Here is a 16,727-nt window from a genome sequence, read left to right as displayed (position 1 = left end):
GCAAGAAACAACAAAAGGCGATCCCCGTCAAAGGAACGCCTTCAGGAAAATGATAATGTACCGGAAAAGGCTTAAGCCTTACGGGCTTTACGGATCATTGAATTCACCGTTTCAGAGGGCTGCGCTCCGTTAGCAAGCCATTTGTCAACCTTTTCCAGGTTAATGGTATAGTTGACACCTTCCTTCATGGGATCATAAGAACCCACTTGTTCGATGTAACGGCCGTCACGACGCGCACGGCTGTCGACAACAACGATTTTGTAGTAAGGACGGTCCTTGGAACCCTGACGGTTGAGTCTGATTGCTACTGCCATATCAATTATAAATAAAAGGTGTTAATGGAAAACTTGCGCGCCTTGCCACTCACATGCGTGCGCGTTTGGCTTTCCATAGCGGGTGCAGATGTATGCGATATAATGGAGTCATTGTCAATACCAGAGTTATTTTTACGGGAAAAAAGCCTCTCATCCATTTCTGCGTCAGGGAAAATTTTCCACCGCCATAAGATCAAAAGGATACAGCATGCTGAATCCTCCCGCCTCCAGCACAAGAGACAATATTCCATCCGGTATTCCGGCATACCGTCCCGTAAAAGGAACGAATGGGCTGCCAGCGGAAAATAAATTCCTCCTTCATGGAACAAAACAATCCTTATGCCCTGGGATGCGCCTGTCTGTACACTTCCGCCATTCTGGCACGCGTCACATGCGTGTAAATCTGGGTAGTGGACAGGGAAGCATGGCCCAGCAGTTCCTGGACAGAACGGAGATCTGCCCCGGCCTCCAGAATGTGCGTGGCGAATGTATGCCTGATCTTATGGGGAGAAATGGTAAAAGGAATGGAAGACAGCTTCACATATTTATTCAGCATCATCTGTACGGCGCGAGCGCTTAGCCGGGTTCCTATACGGGAAACAAACAAGGGGGAATTCTTCGGCAGGCAGGCCATGACAACGTAAGTCTCCAGAGCTGCCAGAGCAGGAGTTCCCACCGGCAGAATGCGCTCTTTGCGCCCCTTCCCCATTACTTTCACGCCCCGGAAACGGTGATCCACACTGCCGACATCCAGCCCTACCAGTTCACTCAGGCGCATCCCGCAGGAATAAAAAAGTTCCAATATGGCCGCATCACGGTAGGGAAGCCATGCGGGGGCATTGGAGGGAACGGCAGTCTTGTAGGGAAGCTCCAGCAATTCCAACATCTGGTTGAGCGTCAGAAAAACGGGAAGTGTTTTCTTTTTCCTGGGAAGGGAAACGCCCGTCATTGGATTCGCCTCCAGCCCGCACCTCCGCATCATGAAACGGTAAAAACTGCGCAGGGCGGCAAACCTCAGCCGGATGGAGGACGTGGCGGCTTCATCCTTCAGCTCCTGGAAAAGCCAGTCCCTCATCTGGTCCGGCGTGCACTTCTCCCACCCTGGGAATGAATCAGCCGCCCAGGCCCTGAACTGGCGCAAGGCGCGGGCGTACACCTCCACCGTATGAGGAGAAGCCTGCTTTTCCACCTCCAGATATTGAAGAAAGTCCTGTTCCGGTTCCAGAGGAATCCCCATCATGAAGAATAAATTACTCCGTACCTTTATCTTTTTCATCCCCGGCATCCACCGGCGATTCCTTCAGCAGCACTTCGCTGATATTGGCCCGGATGAACAAATCAATATCGTCCGGTTCTTCCATGGAATACAGAGGGCTGTCCTCATGGCTGTCCGCCAGGGCCTGCTCTCTCTCCACCGGGCTGAGCACACCGTCCTGATCCAAATCGTAAAGCTCCATCATCTCCTTCATTTTGACCTGGTACAGAGCCGCGGCATCTTTCATGACAACGGCATGCTCCTCCGGATCAATGCGGCCATTCCCATTGGCGTCATAATGATGCAGTAACATGTTACGAGTCAGCAGAAACAATCCGGGAGCAACCATGAAACGCTTCTTCCCCACCGTGCGAATTTCCACCAGAGGCATTTCCATTCCCTCCGCAGGGGGGGGAGGCGGAGGAATTTTCCGCCTCTCACCGGGTGGGGAAAGCGGAATGCCGTCTCTCTTGTCCGGACCAGCATCCGCTCTGCGCCCCCCTCTCCGCTTTTCTACATGTTGCCGGAAAGCCCTGTACTCTTCCGGGGAAAGCCTTCCGTCCCCATCCTTATCAAACTGCCTCAGAAAGGCCTTTCTGGCCTCCCGCCGCGCAGCGCGGGCATCCTCCACTAACCGGGCCTTATCCTGATCGGACAAAATTCCCGTGCCCGTGCTGTCATAGCGGTCCAAGACCATTTGGCGGATAAGCAAAGTCACCTGAAGGCATTCCAGTCCGGCCCCGGGGGCGGCCTCCTTTTTCCCGCAGTCTCCAGAAAACACGGATTGCCCTGCCGCAAACGGGAACAGACCACACGCCAGCGCTGCAGAACATGACAAAATAAACATGTGGGGCAATCTCATCATCACTTTTACTAACCCCGCCGGGAAAAGACGGTTTCAAAAATAAACATCCGCCCCTGCCGGCGGGCGACATGGGCGGATGCAGGAAACGTACGGAAAGCGGAAAAACTTACTTCTCCACTTGAACGATCGCGTTCTTTTCCAATTCAATCACCACGCCTTCCGCAATCTTGAGGGAAACGGTGCGCTCATTCACCTTCTCCACAAAACCGTGCAGCCCTGCGTTTGTAATCACCTTGTCTCCGCGCTGCAGGGCCGCGATGCGCGCCTGCTGCTCCTTCTGAGCCTTTCTCTGGGGACGGATCAGCATCACCCAGAACAGGACGATGATAATCACAAACATGAACATGGGACTGGCGAGAATCTGCTGAAACATATTTGCAGGTTCCTGCCCGGCGGCGCCCGCCGCATCCTGAGCCTGTGCTAACATAAAGATATTCATAAAATGTCGTTTGCTTGATACCGCGCGATAAACGAATCCTTGAAGGAACCGAACGTGCCGGCGGCTATGGCCTCGCGCGCCTGGGCCATCAGCCGGAGATAGAATTCCAGATTCTGAAAAGAAAGCAATCTTAAAGCGAGTATTTCACCGGCTTTAAACAGATGCCGCACGTAAGCGCGGGAAAATTGCGTGACATGCGGATGCCCCTCCGGATCAATCGGGCGGGAATCCGTCTCCCAGCGCTGATTTTTGATATGCATGGGGCCGTCCGGAGTCAAAGCCACGCCGTGGCGGGCCAGGCGGGTAGGCATCACGCAGTCAAACATATCCACGCCGCGGGCAATCATCTCCAGCAATTGGGGGGGGGTGCCCAGCCCCATGGCGTACCGGGGCTTTTCCTCCGGCAGCCAGGGAGCGGAATGATCAATGGCGCGGAGCATTTCATCCTCCGGCTCTCCCACGGAAACGCCGCCGATGGCGTACCCGTCAAAATCCATGGCTGCCAGTTCTTCCGCGCACTTCTTTCTTAAATCCGCATACACGGAACCCTGCACAATGCCGAAATGGTGCTGACGCCCTTCCCCGGAACAGGGCTGATGTTCCTGCACCCACGCCTTGCAGCGGCGAGCCCAACGGAGCGTGTAACCCAGGGAAGCCTCCGCGTACTTCCTGTCGCAGGGATAAGGGGGGCACTCGTCAAACAGCATGGCAATATCACTGCCCAGGTCCGCCTGGATCTCCATGGACCGCTCCGGGCTCAGCATCATGTACGCCCCGTCCAAATGGTTCTGGAAACGCACCCCTTCTTCCGTAATCTTACGGAGCTTGGCAAGGGACCAGACCTGGAACCCGCCGGAATCCGTTAAAATAGGGCGGTTCCAGGAGGAAAATTTGTGTAATCCGCCCATTTGCCTAATCAAAGAGGAACCTGGGCGCAGGGACAAATGATAGGTATTTCCCAGAATAATTTCAGCACCCAGCGTCTCCAAATCCTGCGGATGCATGGTTTTTACGGAACCCTGCGTTCCCACCGGCATGAAAATGGGGGTGGAAACCCGTCCATGCGGCAACTCAAGCGAACCCAGGCGCGCAGCCGTGGAAGAATCTTTTTGATGAAGTATAAAAGGCATCGGAATCAGACTTTCTGCAATTTGATAAAACTGGCGCGGTAAATCGGTTTTCCCATGGCCTCCCATTGAAGCTGGAAATCCGTTCGGGGATAAAAAAATTCGTCCTCATCCCAACTGGCGCGGCTAAACAGCCCGCTGCGCGCCACATGGTCCAGCACCCACAGAAAATACCCTTCATGATCCGTCTTGAACAGAAACTCCCCGCCATCGGACAGGGCTTGGTGCAGCACGGGAAGAAAATCCTCCTGCACCAGCCGGTTCTTATGGTGTCTCTCCTTGGGCCACGGATCCGGACATAAATAATGCAGCCGGGAAATGCAGCCGGGCTGCATCATCCACTCCAGAAAATAACGGCTCTCCACGCGAAACACCTTCACGTTATCCAGTCCGCGGACGGCCGCCCGGGAACAAACTCCCCGCACACGGCCCAAAAGCCGTTCTATCCCCAGAAAACGGCGCTCCGGATAATGATCCGCCATCTGGAGCAGGAACCCACCGTCCCCACACCCCAAATCAACCTCAAAAGGACCATCCACGCCAAAAATATCAGAAGGCGCCAGCACCTTGAAAAAATCGTCTGGAATAAAGGCCGGATTTATCATGGGAATCAACGTGCGGATAAGATGCGTTACAAAGCGGACTCTGTCAAACGAGAAGAACCCCGCCCCCGCAAACATGGCGGGACGGGGCCCGGAAAAACGGAAAAATTAAACCGGAACGGCCCGACGCCGTCAGCTCCGGCAATAAAGGCGATTATAAATTTTACGGTCAAAACGGTAATAGCGCGCGGCGCGGTGGGGAACCCCCTCCTCCTTCTCATCCAGCGGCACAATGTAGGGGCGGGAAGCAATTTTTTTGTGGAAATTACGCACATCCATGGGCTTGCCGTGAATCTCCTCATTCAACCGCCGGAGCTGAAGAGCCGTAAACTTGGCAGGCAGCATGTCATAAATCAGCGCAGGCTCCTTCTTCACGGAAGAACGCACTCTCTCCAGCGCCAGGTCAATAATATCCCGATGATCAAACGCCAGTTCCGGCAAGTCATCTACAGGCACCCAGCGGGTCTTGTGGCTTTCCATCAGTCTGCGCAGCTTGGTGGAAATCCTGATCATGGCCATGTAGGCCACCGTCACCAGACGCCCTATCTTCTGGCCGGAAACAGCCTCCACCCATGCCCTGTCCTCCGGATTCTTGATGCGCGATGGCGCGCCGAACGTATGGAATTGTTCCAAGTGAGGGGAAGACATGCCGGTCATGTCAAACAGAACACGGCGGGCGGCGGCATCCAGTTCTTCCTCCTCATAAATCAAATCGCCGGGCAACTTGGAAATGGCGCCGGTATGTCCTGGTTCAAACTGCGTCTTCTCCACCAGAAGAACTTTCAAACCTTCCTCATCGAACCCGATCAACACACAATCCACTGAGAGATGCGGATAAAATGCCTGTCTGCTCATTATGTTATCTATTATTGTAGTAAGTTCCCAGAATCGTACCAACGCTACGCAAGCGGTCCAACCAAGTCAACCAAAATCAAAATAGGAACGGCAATGAAAAAACTCCCCCTTTACCCCAGCAAACATCACGCCACTTCAGGAATCCAGTTTCTCATGGGCGGCAAAACGCGCCCGCGTCTTGCATTTCACCATCTTCCCGTCCATATAATAGAATCATGCAGACAGGTATCATCAGGGGAATGTCCGTGCTGGCCGGGCTGCTATGGCTGGCATCCTGCTCATCTTCTCCCAAAAGCCGGGATTATCCGGGCTACATGATCCGTCCCTACACCATCCGGGGGCACCGCTACCATCCCATGAACGTGGAACAGGCGCTGACGTATGAACAAACGGGAATTGCCTCCCATTACAATGAATGCGCCCTTTGGGGGCTCGTCAGCGGAAAAACGGCTATCGGAGAAAACGTGCGCCCATGGCACCTGCACGCGGCGCATCCCACCCTTCCCCTCCCGTGCGAAGTGCTCGTTCAATCCCTTCGAACAGGCAAAACCGTGAAAGTCCGCGTGAACGACAGAGGGCCCTTCATCAAAAACAGAATCATCGACCTTAGTGAAGAAGCCGCAGAACGGCTGGACATGAAACACCACGGACTGGACAAAGTCAAAATCACCGTCCTTTCCGTAGGAGACGGGAAATGGAAAAAAGAAGCGCCCCCTTGCGCCACTCCGGTCTGATTCCCTACTTCAACACATTCCGCGTGGTCTTAAAATGCATCTTGGCCACCTTGGGCAGCATTTCTTCCCCATGCAGGGCCACCAGCTGGCGCGCGGCCTTCACCACTTGGCCGGAAGCGCCCAGCGGCAACTTCATGCCGGCACCCTCCCCCGCCGCATCCATCCAGTTCACAAAACGTTCGCGCGCCAGAATGGATGCCGCGGCCACAGCCACATCGCTCTCCGCCCGGACACGCTGTTCCAGCCGGATAGACACCTTTTTGGCAGCAAGCGCCCTCTTCAGAACAAACGGATTGGCGAACTGGTCGCTCAACGCCATGGGGCAAGCCGGCACCTTGGCAGCCAACCCCTCAATCACCGTAGCATGCCCCCAGGCCAGAAAACGGTTCAAATTCCCGAACTCCGGATAAAGCTGGTTATACCGTTCCGGACCAATGCTTACCAGGTGAAACCGGATGCCAGGCACCCTGCGGATCCCCTCCGCCAGGAAACGGATTCTGGATGAAGACCCTACCATCTTGCTGTCGCAAACGCCCAGCTTGCGCAAAGCGGCGCCGATGCCCCCGTCCACATAAACGCCTGCAACCACCAGCGGGCCGAAGTAATCTCCCTTTCCACTCTCGTCAATCCCGAAGTGGGGAACAAAACCGCCTCCTTCTTCCATCTCTTCCGGCTGGGTCAAAACTCCAGTCACCTGCGGTTCCAGCGTAAACTCTACAAAATCATCCGTTCCCTTCCCCTGCAGAAGAAGCTTGTTCTTCTTCTCGTAAACCGTCGCCAGCAGGGAAGGCCCGGCAAAGGAAAAACGCGCGTAGGGAACCTCTCTTCTTTCAAACCCCTTTTCCTCAAGAATGGACTCAAGCCTTCCGGCCTGGGCGTCAGTCAGCATGGTTGTAAACGTGGTTCGCATATATCATCCTTCCCGGAGCCGGAACACCCCGGCGGCAAGCAATGGAAGCATCCCAACCATTCCGGTCAAGCAAAATTCCCGCATCGCGCGGTTAAGGACGTAAAAATCAAGCATGCCACGGATTATGTGATTTTTTAGGAGACAAATCATGCACGCTGAACTATAAAACTCATACATTCATATCATTCTGCACTTCATATGGCTAAAACATTAACAAAACGAGACCTCGTTAACAAAATCAGCGCCGAAACCAACTTCACCCAGATTGAAGTGTTCGACATCGTACAGCGTGCCGTGGACATTATCTCCAGCACCCTTGCTGAAGGCGACCGTGTGGTGATTCGCAATTTCGGAACCTTCCAGGTGAAGGAAGTGAAGCCCAAAGTAGGCCGCAACCCCAAAAACCCTGACCAGGATGTGCCGATTCCGGCCCGTTCCGTTGTCAAATTCAAGGTTGGCAAGGAATTGAAGGACCAGGTCGCCAAGCTGACCGCTTCCAAGTAATCCCTGCAGGGATCAGACAGATTACTCCGGGCGCCTCCATCAAACAATGGAGGCGTCTTTTTGTTTGCAATTTGCGCGCCATTCGGGAATATAAGGAACCGTGAGCATGTTCCGGATACAGCACCTTCTTCTGATTGCCGTAGCAACGCTTTGCTCCTGCGCCACAGAACGCACGGTAGCCACAAACTTTCAACCCCGGCAACGCCCTGATTCGGAAAAAACGGACGCAGAGCTGATGGATGCTCTGGAAGCGAAATTCGCCGGCGGCTTCGGCCAGCAAACGGACAAGGAAGGAAATACCAGGATGGTGTCCCAGAAACGAAGTTCCTTTGAAGGGCTCCGGTACAGCGGCAACACGTCTCAAATCGCAAAAAAGGCTTTTGAAACCGCATCCTTTGAAAAAAAGAACTTTGACGGCGCCTCCACCCGGTTTGAAACAAAGAAATGGGACGGCATCAAATCCTTCACGGATGGCAAACTGGAAACGCCAGACTTCATCGCCCACGCCAGGGGAGTAAATACTCACTCCTGGCAGGATGCCTCCAAACAATACGCCACGCAGCAATCCGGCTTTCAGGGGCGCTCCTGGAAAGAAGCGGACAAAAGCCTCGGCCGCACTGTCAACCGGGACATTGAAGCCAAGAGACAAAGCTTTGGACAACCAACTATCATGAGTGCGCGGCAGGCCCAGGCGCACACTATCCAGGAAACGAGGGAAATGATGGGGCGTACGGACTAACGCGCCGATGTTTCAGACGTGATCCCATGCCACATTTCAGATTCGACATTGTTTTCAGCCGCCATCTATAATTCCTCCCGTGAGTGCCAAAGACGTTCCTCCTTCCATCACCCTGCCTACCAGCGACTACCATACCATTGTCAAAATGAGCAATCATGCCGTCGTGGGAGTCTTCCGCCAGCATGTCTTTGCGCGCCGCAGCACGCGCCGTTACGCGCCCCCCATCCCTGAGGAACACGACTCCTATTGCGTTAAAAGAACTCCGGAGCGTGTCATGGTTCAAATCTTTCATAACGGCAACGAAGTTTACCGTTGCATTTTTGTGCCGCCTGCCGATTATTGACGGCAGGACAACCATGAAAGCGCCTTTTTTCAGTCCGGCCTTCTGCCTCATTACAAGCCTGATTACAGCCTGTTCTTCCCCCTCCGGCCCCAATGCGTGGACGCCGGTCACCTCCGGTTCCCCGCGTGCGCCCATCCCCCAGAACGAAGTTCTGGTCATTGACGAATACCCCATGGGGGAATACACCAACGTGGGGCATTTTAACGGACCGGAAGGGCGCATTGTCCATGTCTCCATGGAAGATAAGGAACTAATCGACTACTTCACCAGGGAAGCTGCGGCCATGGGAGGCAATACTGTCGTCATCAGGGAACCCCGCATTCGGTACCGTTCCGGTGAAGGCAAGAGCAGCCGCGTGGACGTCATCTATGTTCGGGAAGAAATGGGAACGCACGGGGCGGAAGACCTGGGCATGGACTCACTCCCCATTGATGAAGAATCTCTGCGGATTTACTAGTTCCGCCGGAATCTTCCCGTGCGCCCTTTCCTGCCCGGAATTTTCTCAGCCCCTTCTATTGGCCGCACCGCAATGCGGACATTCTGCACGGGAATTCCCATCCTCCATATAAAATCGGAATCCGCATATCCGGCACTGGAACTTGCGCCTCCGCTCCAGAAAAGACCGTACCCATCCCACAACCAGGAAAACAAACACCACAGCGCAAAAACCGCCGGCGGCCAGTAAAAACAGGCGCAGCAAAAAATCCTGGAGGGTCATGCTCACGGTTCTTCCTCCTTCCATTCGATGGACATGGTGCCGCTCCGCGGCTCCCTGGACGGAACCCAGCGCAAAGACCGGGCGAACCTCATGGCGGACTCATCCGCGCCATTGCTGCCGGAAGACTCCAGCAACAACACTTGAGAAGGAACGCCCCAGACATCAACCACCACAAAAAAATCACTCCTCAGCCCCGTGTGATCTTCACTTCTGGAAAAACCGGACAGTGAGCCGGCTGTAACAATCCGTCCATCCAGCCCCGGAGAACAAAAAGACAAATAGGGAATGCATGCTCCGGAAACCTCCAAGGAAGGATTCATCATGGCGCGTATATGAAAATCCGGATGCTGCCACATACGCCAGACCTGATCCGCCACAGTAGGCACGGACAGGGAAGGCAGAAGCGCCAGAGAAGTATCCGTGGAACGCGGAGAAGGCAAAGTCACGCCCATTTCTCCGGTCGGGCCGGCCGTGACCGGATCAGCCCAGACGGGGCCTCTCACAGGCAGAGGAGTATTGCGCAGTACATACTGGTGCAGGCGCGGATGATCCGCAGGCAACAACACCACGGCCCCCGGCTGCTCCCCCCTGCTGCGGATTTCCGGCATCTCCACATGAACAAAAAGGGCGGCAGCAAAAGCGCAAACGCCAAAAAAAAGCATCCACATCAAAATGCGCCAGCGCAGCATTCCGGTCTCCCTCCAGTCAAACGTCAATCCCAAATGAAGGTCGAAAATTTTATCCCGGCTCTTTTTATTCAGCTTCATGAGGTAAAAAGGGAAAAAATCAATCCGCGGGCTCGGCGGCAATATAACACGTCATTCCCTTGGCAAGCACCATATCCACCAGCTGTTGTTCCAGGGCCCGTGAAACGGAATAATCCAAACGCAGGGCAATCCCCACACGGCTCCCATTCTCCCCGTGTTCCCGGGAAATCCGGTCCAATTCTGAAGAAACGCCTGGCAGACCGCCTTCAATCAGGCGGTTTCCGATATAAAAAGCGGGCTGGTCGCCAGCCGTAACTGAAATAAACTCCACATCCCCCACAATGTTCATCAGAAAATGGGAAGAAGGAGCCTTTACCTCATACCCGTACGCCATACCCACACGGGAAGTCATGAGCGTCAGCACGCAAACAAGAACGACCAAATCCAGCAGGACGACCACCTGAATAAAAAACGCCCCGGCGGGCAATGTTGAGCGGGTCTTGATCTGCATGACTTTCCTCCTTCCCTGTTGCACTCACACGCCCCGGCCGTTCATGCTCTCTCCGGCCTCGCGCCTTTGCCGGGCATCACACACCAGGCAAACGGCCTCCGTACCGGCCCGTTCCAGGGAATGTACAATCTGGCGGGAGCGGGAAGCCAGGTAGGAATAAAACAAATAAGCGGGAATAGCAATGCTCAGCCCCAGCGCGGAACTAAGCAAGGCCTGGTAAACGGCATCCGACATGGCGAGAGTGGGCGCCTTCCCTTCCAGAACACCCGGCTGGGAATAAAACCCCACCAGCCCCTGGATCGTCCCCAGCACGCCGATGAGCGGGCTCACCGTAGCCACTACCAGCAATCCGCGGATATTCTTTTCAATCTGAAACACCTCCATCTGCACGGAATCCTCTGCCACAGTCCGGAGCTCTTCACGCCTCAATCCGGCATGAGCCAGCACGGAAGAAACCACTCGGGCCGCAGGTTCCGGCAAAATGGAAGCCTCATGCCGGGCTTCATCCGTCTTTCCGGCATTTACCAGCTTGGAAATGCCTCTTAAAAAATCTCCAATATTAATCTGAATCCTGTGAAAATACAAAATCCGCTCCGCAACAACCGCCAGCGCGTAAACGGCCAGAACGCTCAAAACCCAGAACAACGGACCTATCTTGATGATCAATTCATTCATAACCCTCTTTTTCGCGTTAGATCATGCACACTTCCCATGTAAATTCAACTCAAACCTATGTGGCCCGGCAGCCGAGCTTCTGCAGCAACCGTGCTCCCGCCCATAATAAGACGGCACCAACCCACAGCAGGGAGCCGAAACTCAGGAGCCATACCGCATCAAACAGGCACATGCCGGAAAGCAGAACCACTACGGCCGTCTGAACCCGGGGCCTGCCCGCCTCACGCCGTGCTACGGCGGAAATCACACAGGTAAACAAAAACAAACCGAAAGCATACCACAACAACGCCGGAGGAAGAACGGACTCTCCCCCTGTATGGGCAAACGCCAGACCGGCGGCCAGCGCCCACACCCCGCGGCACAACCCCATCAAAACAATGGAACCGCTCCACAGTTTATGGAACACATTATACAGGGAAATCACAACCAGCAGCAACGCCCCCACGGCAAACTCCCCACCCAGCGCCATATTCAGCAACAAACCGGACAACCCGGCCGCCAAAGACAACAGCCTCAGTACGGAAACGCTCACCGCGCCACACGGAACGGGGCGGTCCGGATAACGGGAGGCATCCCATCCGGCGTCCACACGGTCATTCTCCCACATGCCATACAAATAAAAGCACAGCCCCATCAGCGCTACGCCCGCATACAGGGCGGGAGGCGGCAACTCCGCCCCCCGGACGGAAGCCCACGCCGCCGCCGCATTGGTAAACAACGTGGGAATATTGGCCGGACGGGAGGAACGAAGCACTCCTCTCAATAAACGGCAATCATGCATCACCGCATACTGTACAGGGAAAAACAGCAATGACCAAGCACATCCACAGTCAGTAAAAGTGCGGAAACCGCTATCCCCCCAATGCAGGGAGGCATCCATACATACCCAGAAATAGATTGTCTTTGCGGGGCGGGCCCCTATCATGCCGGAAGCATTAAAAATACTCTCCTCTCCCCCATGAATATCAGGACCCACATCCAGGCGCTTCTCATCTGTACCATGCCCCTGTCCGCACAGGGACAAAGCATCGTGGATTCAGGGGCCTCCCTTCCGCGGGCCGTCCAGCTTCACGGGGATGATGGCAGGGAAACGGTACGGCCAGACGAATCCAAGCGCATCTCCCCGAATGAAGCGCCGGCCTCCCGCGTTCAACCCCAGAGAATCGTCAACCGGATTGCTGCCACAGTCAACGGCCGTCCCATCACAGCCAATGAAGTCAGCGTGCGGCTCATGCCCATCGGAGCGCAACTCGCGGCCCAATACCCCAAACAGGGGCCCGAATTTTACAAACAACTTGCCCTGGCGAAAAAAAACATCATTGAAGACCTGGTGGAAAGAGAACTGCTCCGCAACGAATTTGAAGGCATGGGCGGCGTCATCAGAGACTCACTCATTGACCAGGAAATCAACCGAACCATCCTGACCACTTTCAACGGAGATCGCTCCGCCTTCCTGAAAAATTTGAACCTCTCCGGCATGACCATCCGCGCTTTCCGGGAAATGACGAAAAAACAGCTTCAGGTTCAAATCATGCGGGCTTCCAAATACGACCAGGAAATACCGCCTACTCCGGAGGAAATACAGCAGGAATACGAGGCTACCAAAGAACAATACCGGGACCTAACCAAAGACAAAATCAAATTCAAGAAAATCTTCATCCCGATGCTGGGGGATGACTCCGCCTCCACGCCGGAAGTACAGCTTAACCTGGCGGAACTCATCGCCAAGGAAATCAAATCCAAAAACGCCACCTTTGAGGAAATGGCCAAACGCTATTCCAAAGATCTATATGCGGAAAAAGGCGGTGACTGGCCCGTTACGGAACGCTCCACGCTCTCCCCGGAATCCGCGGCCATCATCTTTGGCGCACAGTCCGGCGAAATCATCGGGCCGCTGGTGGACTCCACCGGCTTCACCATCGTGCTGGTGGAGAAAAAAGAACTGGCTCCTCCGCCCCCCCTCTCCGCCATCAAGGAGCAGATTGACATCATGGCGCGCAACAAACGCAGCAATGAACGTTATAAAAAATGGGTGGAACGCCTCCGGAAAAAAGCCATCGTCAAAATATACATCTGACTTTTTCTCCTTCCCCCCGTTGCCGGACCGGCCCATTCAGCAAGGCCGGTCCGGCGTTCTCTCTTTCATTCCCCCGTTTCCCTGGCCGCCGGCCGTTCCGTCCGCTCTCCTTCTCATAACCGGGGCATCTTCCGCTGGCCCATATCTCCGGAAGACGCCTTCATACATAACTGGACGGCTGCGGCAAGTCATCCCGCCTGACGCGTGAAACCCTGTTGACGGAATCCGGCCTGAAACCGGATTCCGCTGAATAAAAATCTTGCAAGATCGCAGATTTCCAGTCGTAATATCACAGATATGTTCACCAATATTACACGCACGACCCTCTGCATTACTGCGTTCAGCATCGCCGGCCTTATGGCGGCGCCTCTGGATGCGACCAAAACGGAGAGCCTGGATTGGAACTGGAAATTCGCCCGTTTCGGGAAAATGCCGGATGGCAGTACTCAACCGGAACCGGGAAAAGCCATGGGCTTCGCCACTGCCACCAGTGAAGAATCCGGCAATCCGGCGGACAATGCCGTGGACGGGGACAAGTCCACCCGCTGGTGTGCCGACAGCGGCAAAAGCGGAGAAAAAATCACCGTGGACATGGGACGCCCCGCAGACGTGAAAACCGTCAACATCCTGTGGGAAAAACAAAGCAACCATCTTTTCAAGCTGGAAGGCTCCGGTGATGGGAAACGCTGGACGACTATTGAAGACAAAACTTCCGGGCAAAACGACTCCAGGGAAGACACGGTAGAAAACAAAACCGGCAAACCGCGTTACTTCCGCATCACCGTCACGGGCAACAACCAGAGCAACTGGGCCAGCATCCGTGAAATCACCTTTAAAAACGACAAAGGGAAAATCATCCGCCCTCAGGCCACCGCCGGAACCGGCAACGCGGACAATCCCTCCAGCCCCTCTTTCAACGACAAAAACTGGCGTTCCTTGAACCTGCCGCACGATTGGGGCGTGGAAGGCCCCTTCCGGATGGAAATTGAGAACAGAACAGGAAAACTCCCCTGGGTCGGCATTGGCTGGTACCGCAAGACGTTGGAAATCCCGGCGGATGCCAAGGGCAACCAATTCTACCTGGACTTTGACGGCGTTATGTCCCGCCCGAAAATCTATGTGAACGGGCATCTGGCCGGCGAATGGAAATACGGCTACAGCTCCTTCCGCGTAGACATCACGCCCTTCCTGAAATTCGGGCAGAAAAACACCATTGCCGTCAGAGTGGACAATCCGCCCAGCTCCTCCCGCTGGTATCCGGGCGGCGGCATCTACCGCCATGTGTGGCTCACGGAATCCAATCCTGTGCATATCGAACACTGGGGCGTCTTCGTCAAAACTCCGGAAATCACCAAATCCGCCGCCAAGGTGGAAGTGGACACCACGGTGAAAAACACTACGGACAAAGCCGTCATCCCCACTGTTACTGAAGAAATTCTGGACGGCGGTAAAATCGTCGCCTCCACAACCGCCAAGGGGAAAGAAATTCCCGCCGGGGAAAAAGGTAAAATCACCAGTACGCTGACGCTCAAAAACCCCACTCTGTGGACGCTCAACGCGCCCCATCTGTACAAGATGAAAACCACGGTCCGGCTGGGAGACAAAATCATCGACCAAAAAGTCACCAACTTCGGTGTAAGAACCGTTGAATGGAAACCCACGGGATTCTACCTTAACGGGGAGCGCGTGCAGCTCAAGGGCGTTTGCCAGCACCATGACCTGGGACCGCTCGGCTCCGCCGCCCACAAGCGAGGCTATGAACGCCAGATTGAAATCCTGAAGGAATTCGGCGTCAACTCCATCCGCACATCCCACAACCCGCCCGCTCCGGAAGTGCTGGATCTGTGCGATAAAATGGGCATCCTGGTCATTGACGAGCTTTTCGACGTATGGCAATGCTCCAAAGAAGGCGTCAACAACGAATCCTTCAACGAATGGCATGAACGGGACGTGGTCAACCTCTGCCACCGGGACCGCAACCACCCCAGTGTCATTGCGTGGAGTTCGGGAAATGAAGTTCCGGAACAGGGAATGACGAATCTTCACCATATCTCCCAGACCCTGACGAATCTTTTCCACCGGGAAGACCCCACGCGCAAAGTAACCTCCGGCTGCAACAACGCCAATGCCGCACGCAACGGCTTTGGGGACACCCTGGACGTTTACGGTTACAACTACAAGCCCTGGGCTTATAAAGGCTTCGCCAAGGACCGCCCCCACCAGCCGTTCTATGGTGCGGAAACAGCATCCTGCGTCAGCTCTCGCGGAGAATACTTCTTCCCTGTGGACTGGAACAAGGGCAAGGGATTTTACCTCTACCAGGTCAGTTCCTATGACCTGTACGCCCCAGGCTGGGCCAACCGTCCGGATGTGGAATTCGCCGCTCAGGAAGACAACCCCAACAGCGCAGGAGAATATGTATGGACGGGCTTTGACTACATCGGAGAACCCACCCCGTACAACCTGGACGCCACCAACGCCCTGAACGTTCCGGAAGGGCCGGAACGCGAAAAGCTGATGGCGGAACTCAAAAAACTGGGAGACCGCGCGCCCTCCCGCAGCTCCTACTTCGGCATCGTGGACCTGTGCGGCTTCAAAAAGGACCGCTTCTACATCTACCAGGCCCACTGGAGGCCGGATGTCAAGATGGCGCACATCCTGCCGCACTGGAACTGGCCGGAACGCAAGGGACAGGTAACGCCCGTGCATGTTTACACCAGCGGGAATGAAGCGGAACTCTTCCTGAACGGGAAATCCCTGGGCGTCCGTAAAAAGGGCACTGGGGAAAAAGACCGTTACCGCCTCGTGTGGGAAGACGTCAAATACACGCCCGGCACCCTCAAAGTAGTCGCCAAAAAGGACGGTAAAATCTGGGCTACGGACACGGTAACCACTACCGGAAAACCTGCGGCGCTCACCCTCAAGCCGGACCGCAACGAAATCAAGGGGGACGGATATGACCTATCCTATGTCACCGTAGCCGTCCGCGATGCCCAGGGCCGTATGGTGCCCCGGAGCAAAAACCAGCTCACCTTCAAGGTAAGCGGCCCCGCGGACATCGCCGGCATCTGCAACGGCGATCCCACGGACTTCACCACCATGGCGAATCCGGAAAACAGGAAAATCATGAAAATCAAGGCCTTCAACGGCCTTGCCCAAGTCGTTCTGCGCTCCCGTAAGGGAGAATCCGGAAAAGTGACGCTCCAGGTCATCTCCAACGGCCTCAAGCCGGCTCAGACCACTGTGACGGTCAAATAACAAACCGGAAAACTCTCCGTTCCGGCCGCCGGGATCCGACAGGAACCCGGCGGCTTTTTCATCACATTATTCCGGGGGAAAAGAGACATCTTTC

19 protein-coding genes are annotated in these 16,727 nt (G+C 55.0%); 7 read left to right on the top strand and 12 right to left on the bottom strand.

Annotation, left to right across the window (positions count from 1 at the left end):
- Window positions 1–71: 71 nt before the first annotated feature.
- The 7 genes from rpsP to CI070_RS06345 form a co-directional block, all read right to left on the bottom strand.
- Window positions 72–314 carry a 30S ribosomal protein S16 gene (rpsP, locus tag CI070_RS06380; RefSeq protein ID WP_012419329.1) on the bottom strand — a complete coding sequence of 81 codons (243 nt, stop codon included), beginning with the start codon at window positions 312–314 and terminating at the stop codon, window positions 72–74.
- Window positions 315–651: 337 nt separating this feature from the next.
- Window positions 652–1,554 (bottom strand): tyrosine recombinase XerC, encoded by a 903-nt coding sequence (locus CI070_RS06370; protein WP_094137507.1) that lies wholly within the window; start codon window positions 1,552–1,554, stop codon window positions 652–654.
- A 10-nt stretch (window positions 1,555–1,564) separates the two neighbouring features.
- Window positions 1,565–2,434: a hypothetical protein gene (locus CI070_RS06365; protein WP_094137506.1), complete on the bottom strand. Its 870-nt coding sequence runs from the start codon at window positions 2,432–2,434 to the stop codon at window positions 1,565–1,567.
- A 106-nt stretch (window positions 2,435–2,540) separates the two neighbouring features.
- Entirely contained in the window at window positions 2,541–2,861 is a 321-nt protein-coding gene (gene yajC, locus CI070_RS06360; RefSeq protein WP_157738216.1) for a preprotein translocase subunit YajC, read from the bottom strand.
- Between the two features lie 8 nt (window positions 2,862–2,869).
- Entirely contained in the window at window positions 2,870–4,003 is a 1,134-nt protein-coding gene (gene tgt / locus CI070_RS06355) for a tRNA guanosine(34) transglycosylase Tgt (RefSeq protein ID WP_094137505.1), read from the bottom strand.
- A gap of 5 nt (window positions 4,004–4,008) precedes the next feature.
- The gene (gene trmB / locus CI070_RS06350; protein WP_094137525.1) at window positions 4,009–4,605 is read right to left on the bottom strand and encodes a tRNA (guanosine(46)-N7)-methyltransferase TrmB; all 597 of its coding nucleotides are present in this window, start codon (window positions 4,603–4,605) and stop codon (window positions 4,009–4,011) included.
- A 129-nt stretch (window positions 4,606–4,734) separates the two neighbouring features.
- Entirely contained in the window at window positions 4,735–5,457 is a 723-nt protein-coding gene (locus tag CI070_RS06345; RefSeq protein ID WP_094137504.1) for an NUDIX hydrolase, read from the bottom strand.
- 215 nt (window positions 5,458–5,672) lie between these two features.
- On the opposite strand from CI070_RS06345, the gene CI070_RS06340 reads away from it, so the two are divergent.
- Window positions 5,673–6,191: a septal ring lytic transglycosylase RlpA family protein gene (locus tag CI070_RS06340; protein ID WP_094137503.1), complete on the top strand. Its 519-nt coding sequence runs from the start codon at window positions 5,673–5,675 to the stop codon at window positions 6,189–6,191.
- 4 nt (window positions 6,192–6,195) lie between these two features.
- Here CI070_RS06340 and rnhC read toward each other — a convergent pair whose 3' ends face one another.
- Window positions 6,196–7,080, bottom strand: coding sequence for a ribonuclease HIII (rnhC, locus tag CI070_RS06335; RefSeq protein ID WP_218823937.1), 885 nt, complete (start codon window positions 7,078–7,080; stop codon window positions 6,196–6,198).
- A gap of 183 nt (window positions 7,081–7,263) precedes the next feature.
- Between rnhC and CI070_RS06330 the strand changes: the two genes are divergently transcribed.
- From CI070_RS06330 to CI070_RS06315, 4 genes are all read left to right on the top strand, one after another.
- Window positions 7,264–7,605: an HU family DNA-binding protein gene (locus CI070_RS06330; protein ID WP_306419612.1), complete on the top strand. Its 342-nt coding sequence runs from the start codon at window positions 7,264–7,266 to the stop codon at window positions 7,603–7,605.
- A gap of 106 nt (window positions 7,606–7,711) precedes the next feature.
- Complete coding sequence (locus tag CI070_RS06325; RefSeq protein ID WP_094137501.1) at window positions 7,712–8,344, top strand: hypothetical protein; 633 nt, start codon at window positions 7,712–7,714, stop codon at window positions 8,342–8,344.
- Window positions 8,345–8,423: 79 nt separating this feature from the next.
- A complete protein-coding gene (locus CI070_RS06320; RefSeq protein WP_094137500.1) occupies window positions 8,424–8,687 on the top strand; it encodes a hypothetical protein in 264 nt (87 codons plus the stop codon).
- 13 nt (window positions 8,688–8,700) lie between these two features.
- A complete protein-coding gene (locus CI070_RS06315; protein ID WP_094137499.1) occupies window positions 8,701–9,144 on the top strand; it encodes a hypothetical protein in 444 nt (147 codons plus the stop codon).
- A gap of 263 nt (window positions 9,145–9,407) precedes the next feature.
- Here CI070_RS06315 and CI070_RS06305 read toward each other — a convergent pair whose 3' ends face one another.
- From CI070_RS06305 to CI070_RS06290, 4 genes are read right to left on the bottom strand one after another with little or no spacing between them, the layout of a single operon-like run.
- On the bottom strand, window positions 9,408–10,172 hold the full coding sequence (locus CI070_RS06305) for an energy transducer TonB (RefSeq protein WP_143245751.1): 765 nt from the start codon (window positions 10,170–10,172) through the stop codon (window positions 9,408–9,410).
- Between the two features lie 19 nt (window positions 10,173–10,191).
- The gene (locus CI070_RS06300) at window positions 10,192–10,623 is read right to left on the bottom strand and encodes a hypothetical protein (protein WP_094137496.1); all 432 of its coding nucleotides are present in this window, start codon (window positions 10,621–10,623) and stop codon (window positions 10,192–10,194) included.
- 24 nt (window positions 10,624–10,647) lie between these two features.
- The gene (locus tag CI070_RS06295; protein WP_094137495.1) at window positions 10,648–11,298 is read right to left on the bottom strand and encodes a MotA/TolQ/ExbB proton channel family protein; all 651 of its coding nucleotides are present in this window, start codon (window positions 11,296–11,298) and stop codon (window positions 10,648–10,650) included.
- Window positions 11,299–11,353: 55 nt separating this feature from the next.
- A complete protein-coding gene (locus tag CI070_RS06290; protein ID WP_179219360.1) occupies window positions 11,354–12,079 on the bottom strand; it encodes a UbiA family prenyltransferase in 726 nt (241 codons plus the stop codon).
- A 177-nt stretch (window positions 12,080–12,256) separates the two neighbouring features.
- On the opposite strand from CI070_RS06290, the gene CI070_RS06285 reads away from it, so the two are divergent.
- Entirely contained in the window at window positions 12,257–13,375 is a 1,119-nt protein-coding gene (locus CI070_RS06285) for a peptidylprolyl isomerase (protein WP_179218594.1), read from the top strand.
- A gap of 297 nt (window positions 13,376–13,672) precedes the next feature.
- On the top strand, window positions 13,673–16,633 hold the full coding sequence (gene galB, locus CI070_RS06280) for a beta-galactosidase GalB (RefSeq protein ID WP_094137492.1): 2,961 nt from the start codon (window positions 13,673–13,675) through the stop codon (window positions 16,631–16,633).
- Window positions 16,634–16,727 lie beyond the last annotated feature (94 nt).

The sequence above is a fragment of the Akkermansia muciniphila genome (assembly GCF_900184965.1).
GTDB classification, from domain to species: domain Bacteria; phylum Verrucomicrobiota; class Verrucomicrobiia; order Verrucomicrobiales; family Akkermansiaceae; genus Akkermansia; species Akkermansia muciniphila_A.
Note: the sequence above shows the minus strand (reverse complement) of the source record. Positions and strands in the feature narration are given on the sequence as shown.

Bases quoted from the DNA above. Each gene is read 5' to 3' on its own strand.
- CI070_RS06315 (WP_094137499.1), top strand. From the start codon at position 8,701: ATGAAAGCGCCTTTTTTCAGTCCGGCCTTCTGCCTCATTACAAGCCTG.
- CI070_RS06345 (WP_094137504.1), bottom strand. From the start codon at position 5,457: ATGAGCAGACAGGCATTTTATCCGCATCTCTCAGTGGATTGTGTGTTG.
- tgt (WP_094137505.1), bottom strand. From the start codon at position 4,003: ATGCCTTTTATACTTCATCAAAAAGATTCTTCCACGGCTGCGCGCCTG.
- rpsP (WP_012419329.1), bottom strand. From the start codon at position 314: ATGGCAGTAGCAATCAGACTCAACCGTCAGGGTTCCAAGGACCGTCCT.
- rnhC (WP_218823937.1), bottom strand. From the start codon at position 7,080: ATGCTGACTGACGCCCAGGCCGGAAGGCTTGAGTCCATTCTTGAGGAA.
- CI070_RS06300 (WP_094137496.1), bottom strand. From the start codon at position 10,623: ATGCAGATCAAGACCCGCTCAACATTGCCCGCCGGGGCGTTTTTTATT.
- CI070_RS06365 (WP_094137506.1), bottom strand. From the start codon at position 2,434: ATGATGAGATTGCCCCACATGTTTATTTTGTCATGTTCTGCAGCGCTG.
- yajC (WP_157738216.1), bottom strand. From the start codon at position 2,861: ATGTTAGCACAGGCTCAGGATGCGGCGGGCGCCGCCGGGCAGGAACCT.
- CI070_RS06325 (WP_094137501.1), top strand. From the start codon at position 7,712: ATGTTCCGGATACAGCACCTTCTTCTGATTGCCGTAGCAACGCTTTGC.
- CI070_RS06370 (WP_094137507.1), bottom strand. From the start codon at position 1,554: ATGATGGGGATTCCTCTGGAACCGGAACAGGACTTTCTTCAATATCTG.
- galB (WP_094137492.1), top strand. From the start codon at position 13,673: ATGTTCACCAATATTACACGCACGACCCTCTGCATTACTGCGTTCAGC.
- CI070_RS06290 (WP_179219360.1), bottom strand. From the start codon at position 12,079: ATGCATGATTGCCGTTTATTGAGAGGAGTGCTTCGTTCCTCCCGTCCG.
- trmB (WP_094137525.1), bottom strand. From the start codon at position 4,605: ATGATAAATCCGGCCTTTATTCCAGACGATTTTTTCAAGGTGCTGGCG.
- CI070_RS06305 (WP_143245751.1), bottom strand. From the start codon at position 10,172: ATGAAGCTGAATAAAAAGAGCCGGGATAAAATTTTCGACCTTCATTTG.
- CI070_RS06295 (WP_094137495.1), bottom strand. From the start codon at position 11,298: ATGAATGAATTGATCATCAAGATAGGTCCGTTGTTCTGGGTTTTGAGC.
- CI070_RS06285 (WP_179218594.1), top strand. From the start codon at position 12,257: ATGAATATCAGGACCCACATCCAGGCGCTTCTCATCTGTACCATGCCC.
- CI070_RS06340 (WP_094137503.1), top strand. From the start codon at position 5,673: ATGCAGACAGGTATCATCAGGGGAATGTCCGTGCTGGCCGGGCTGCTA.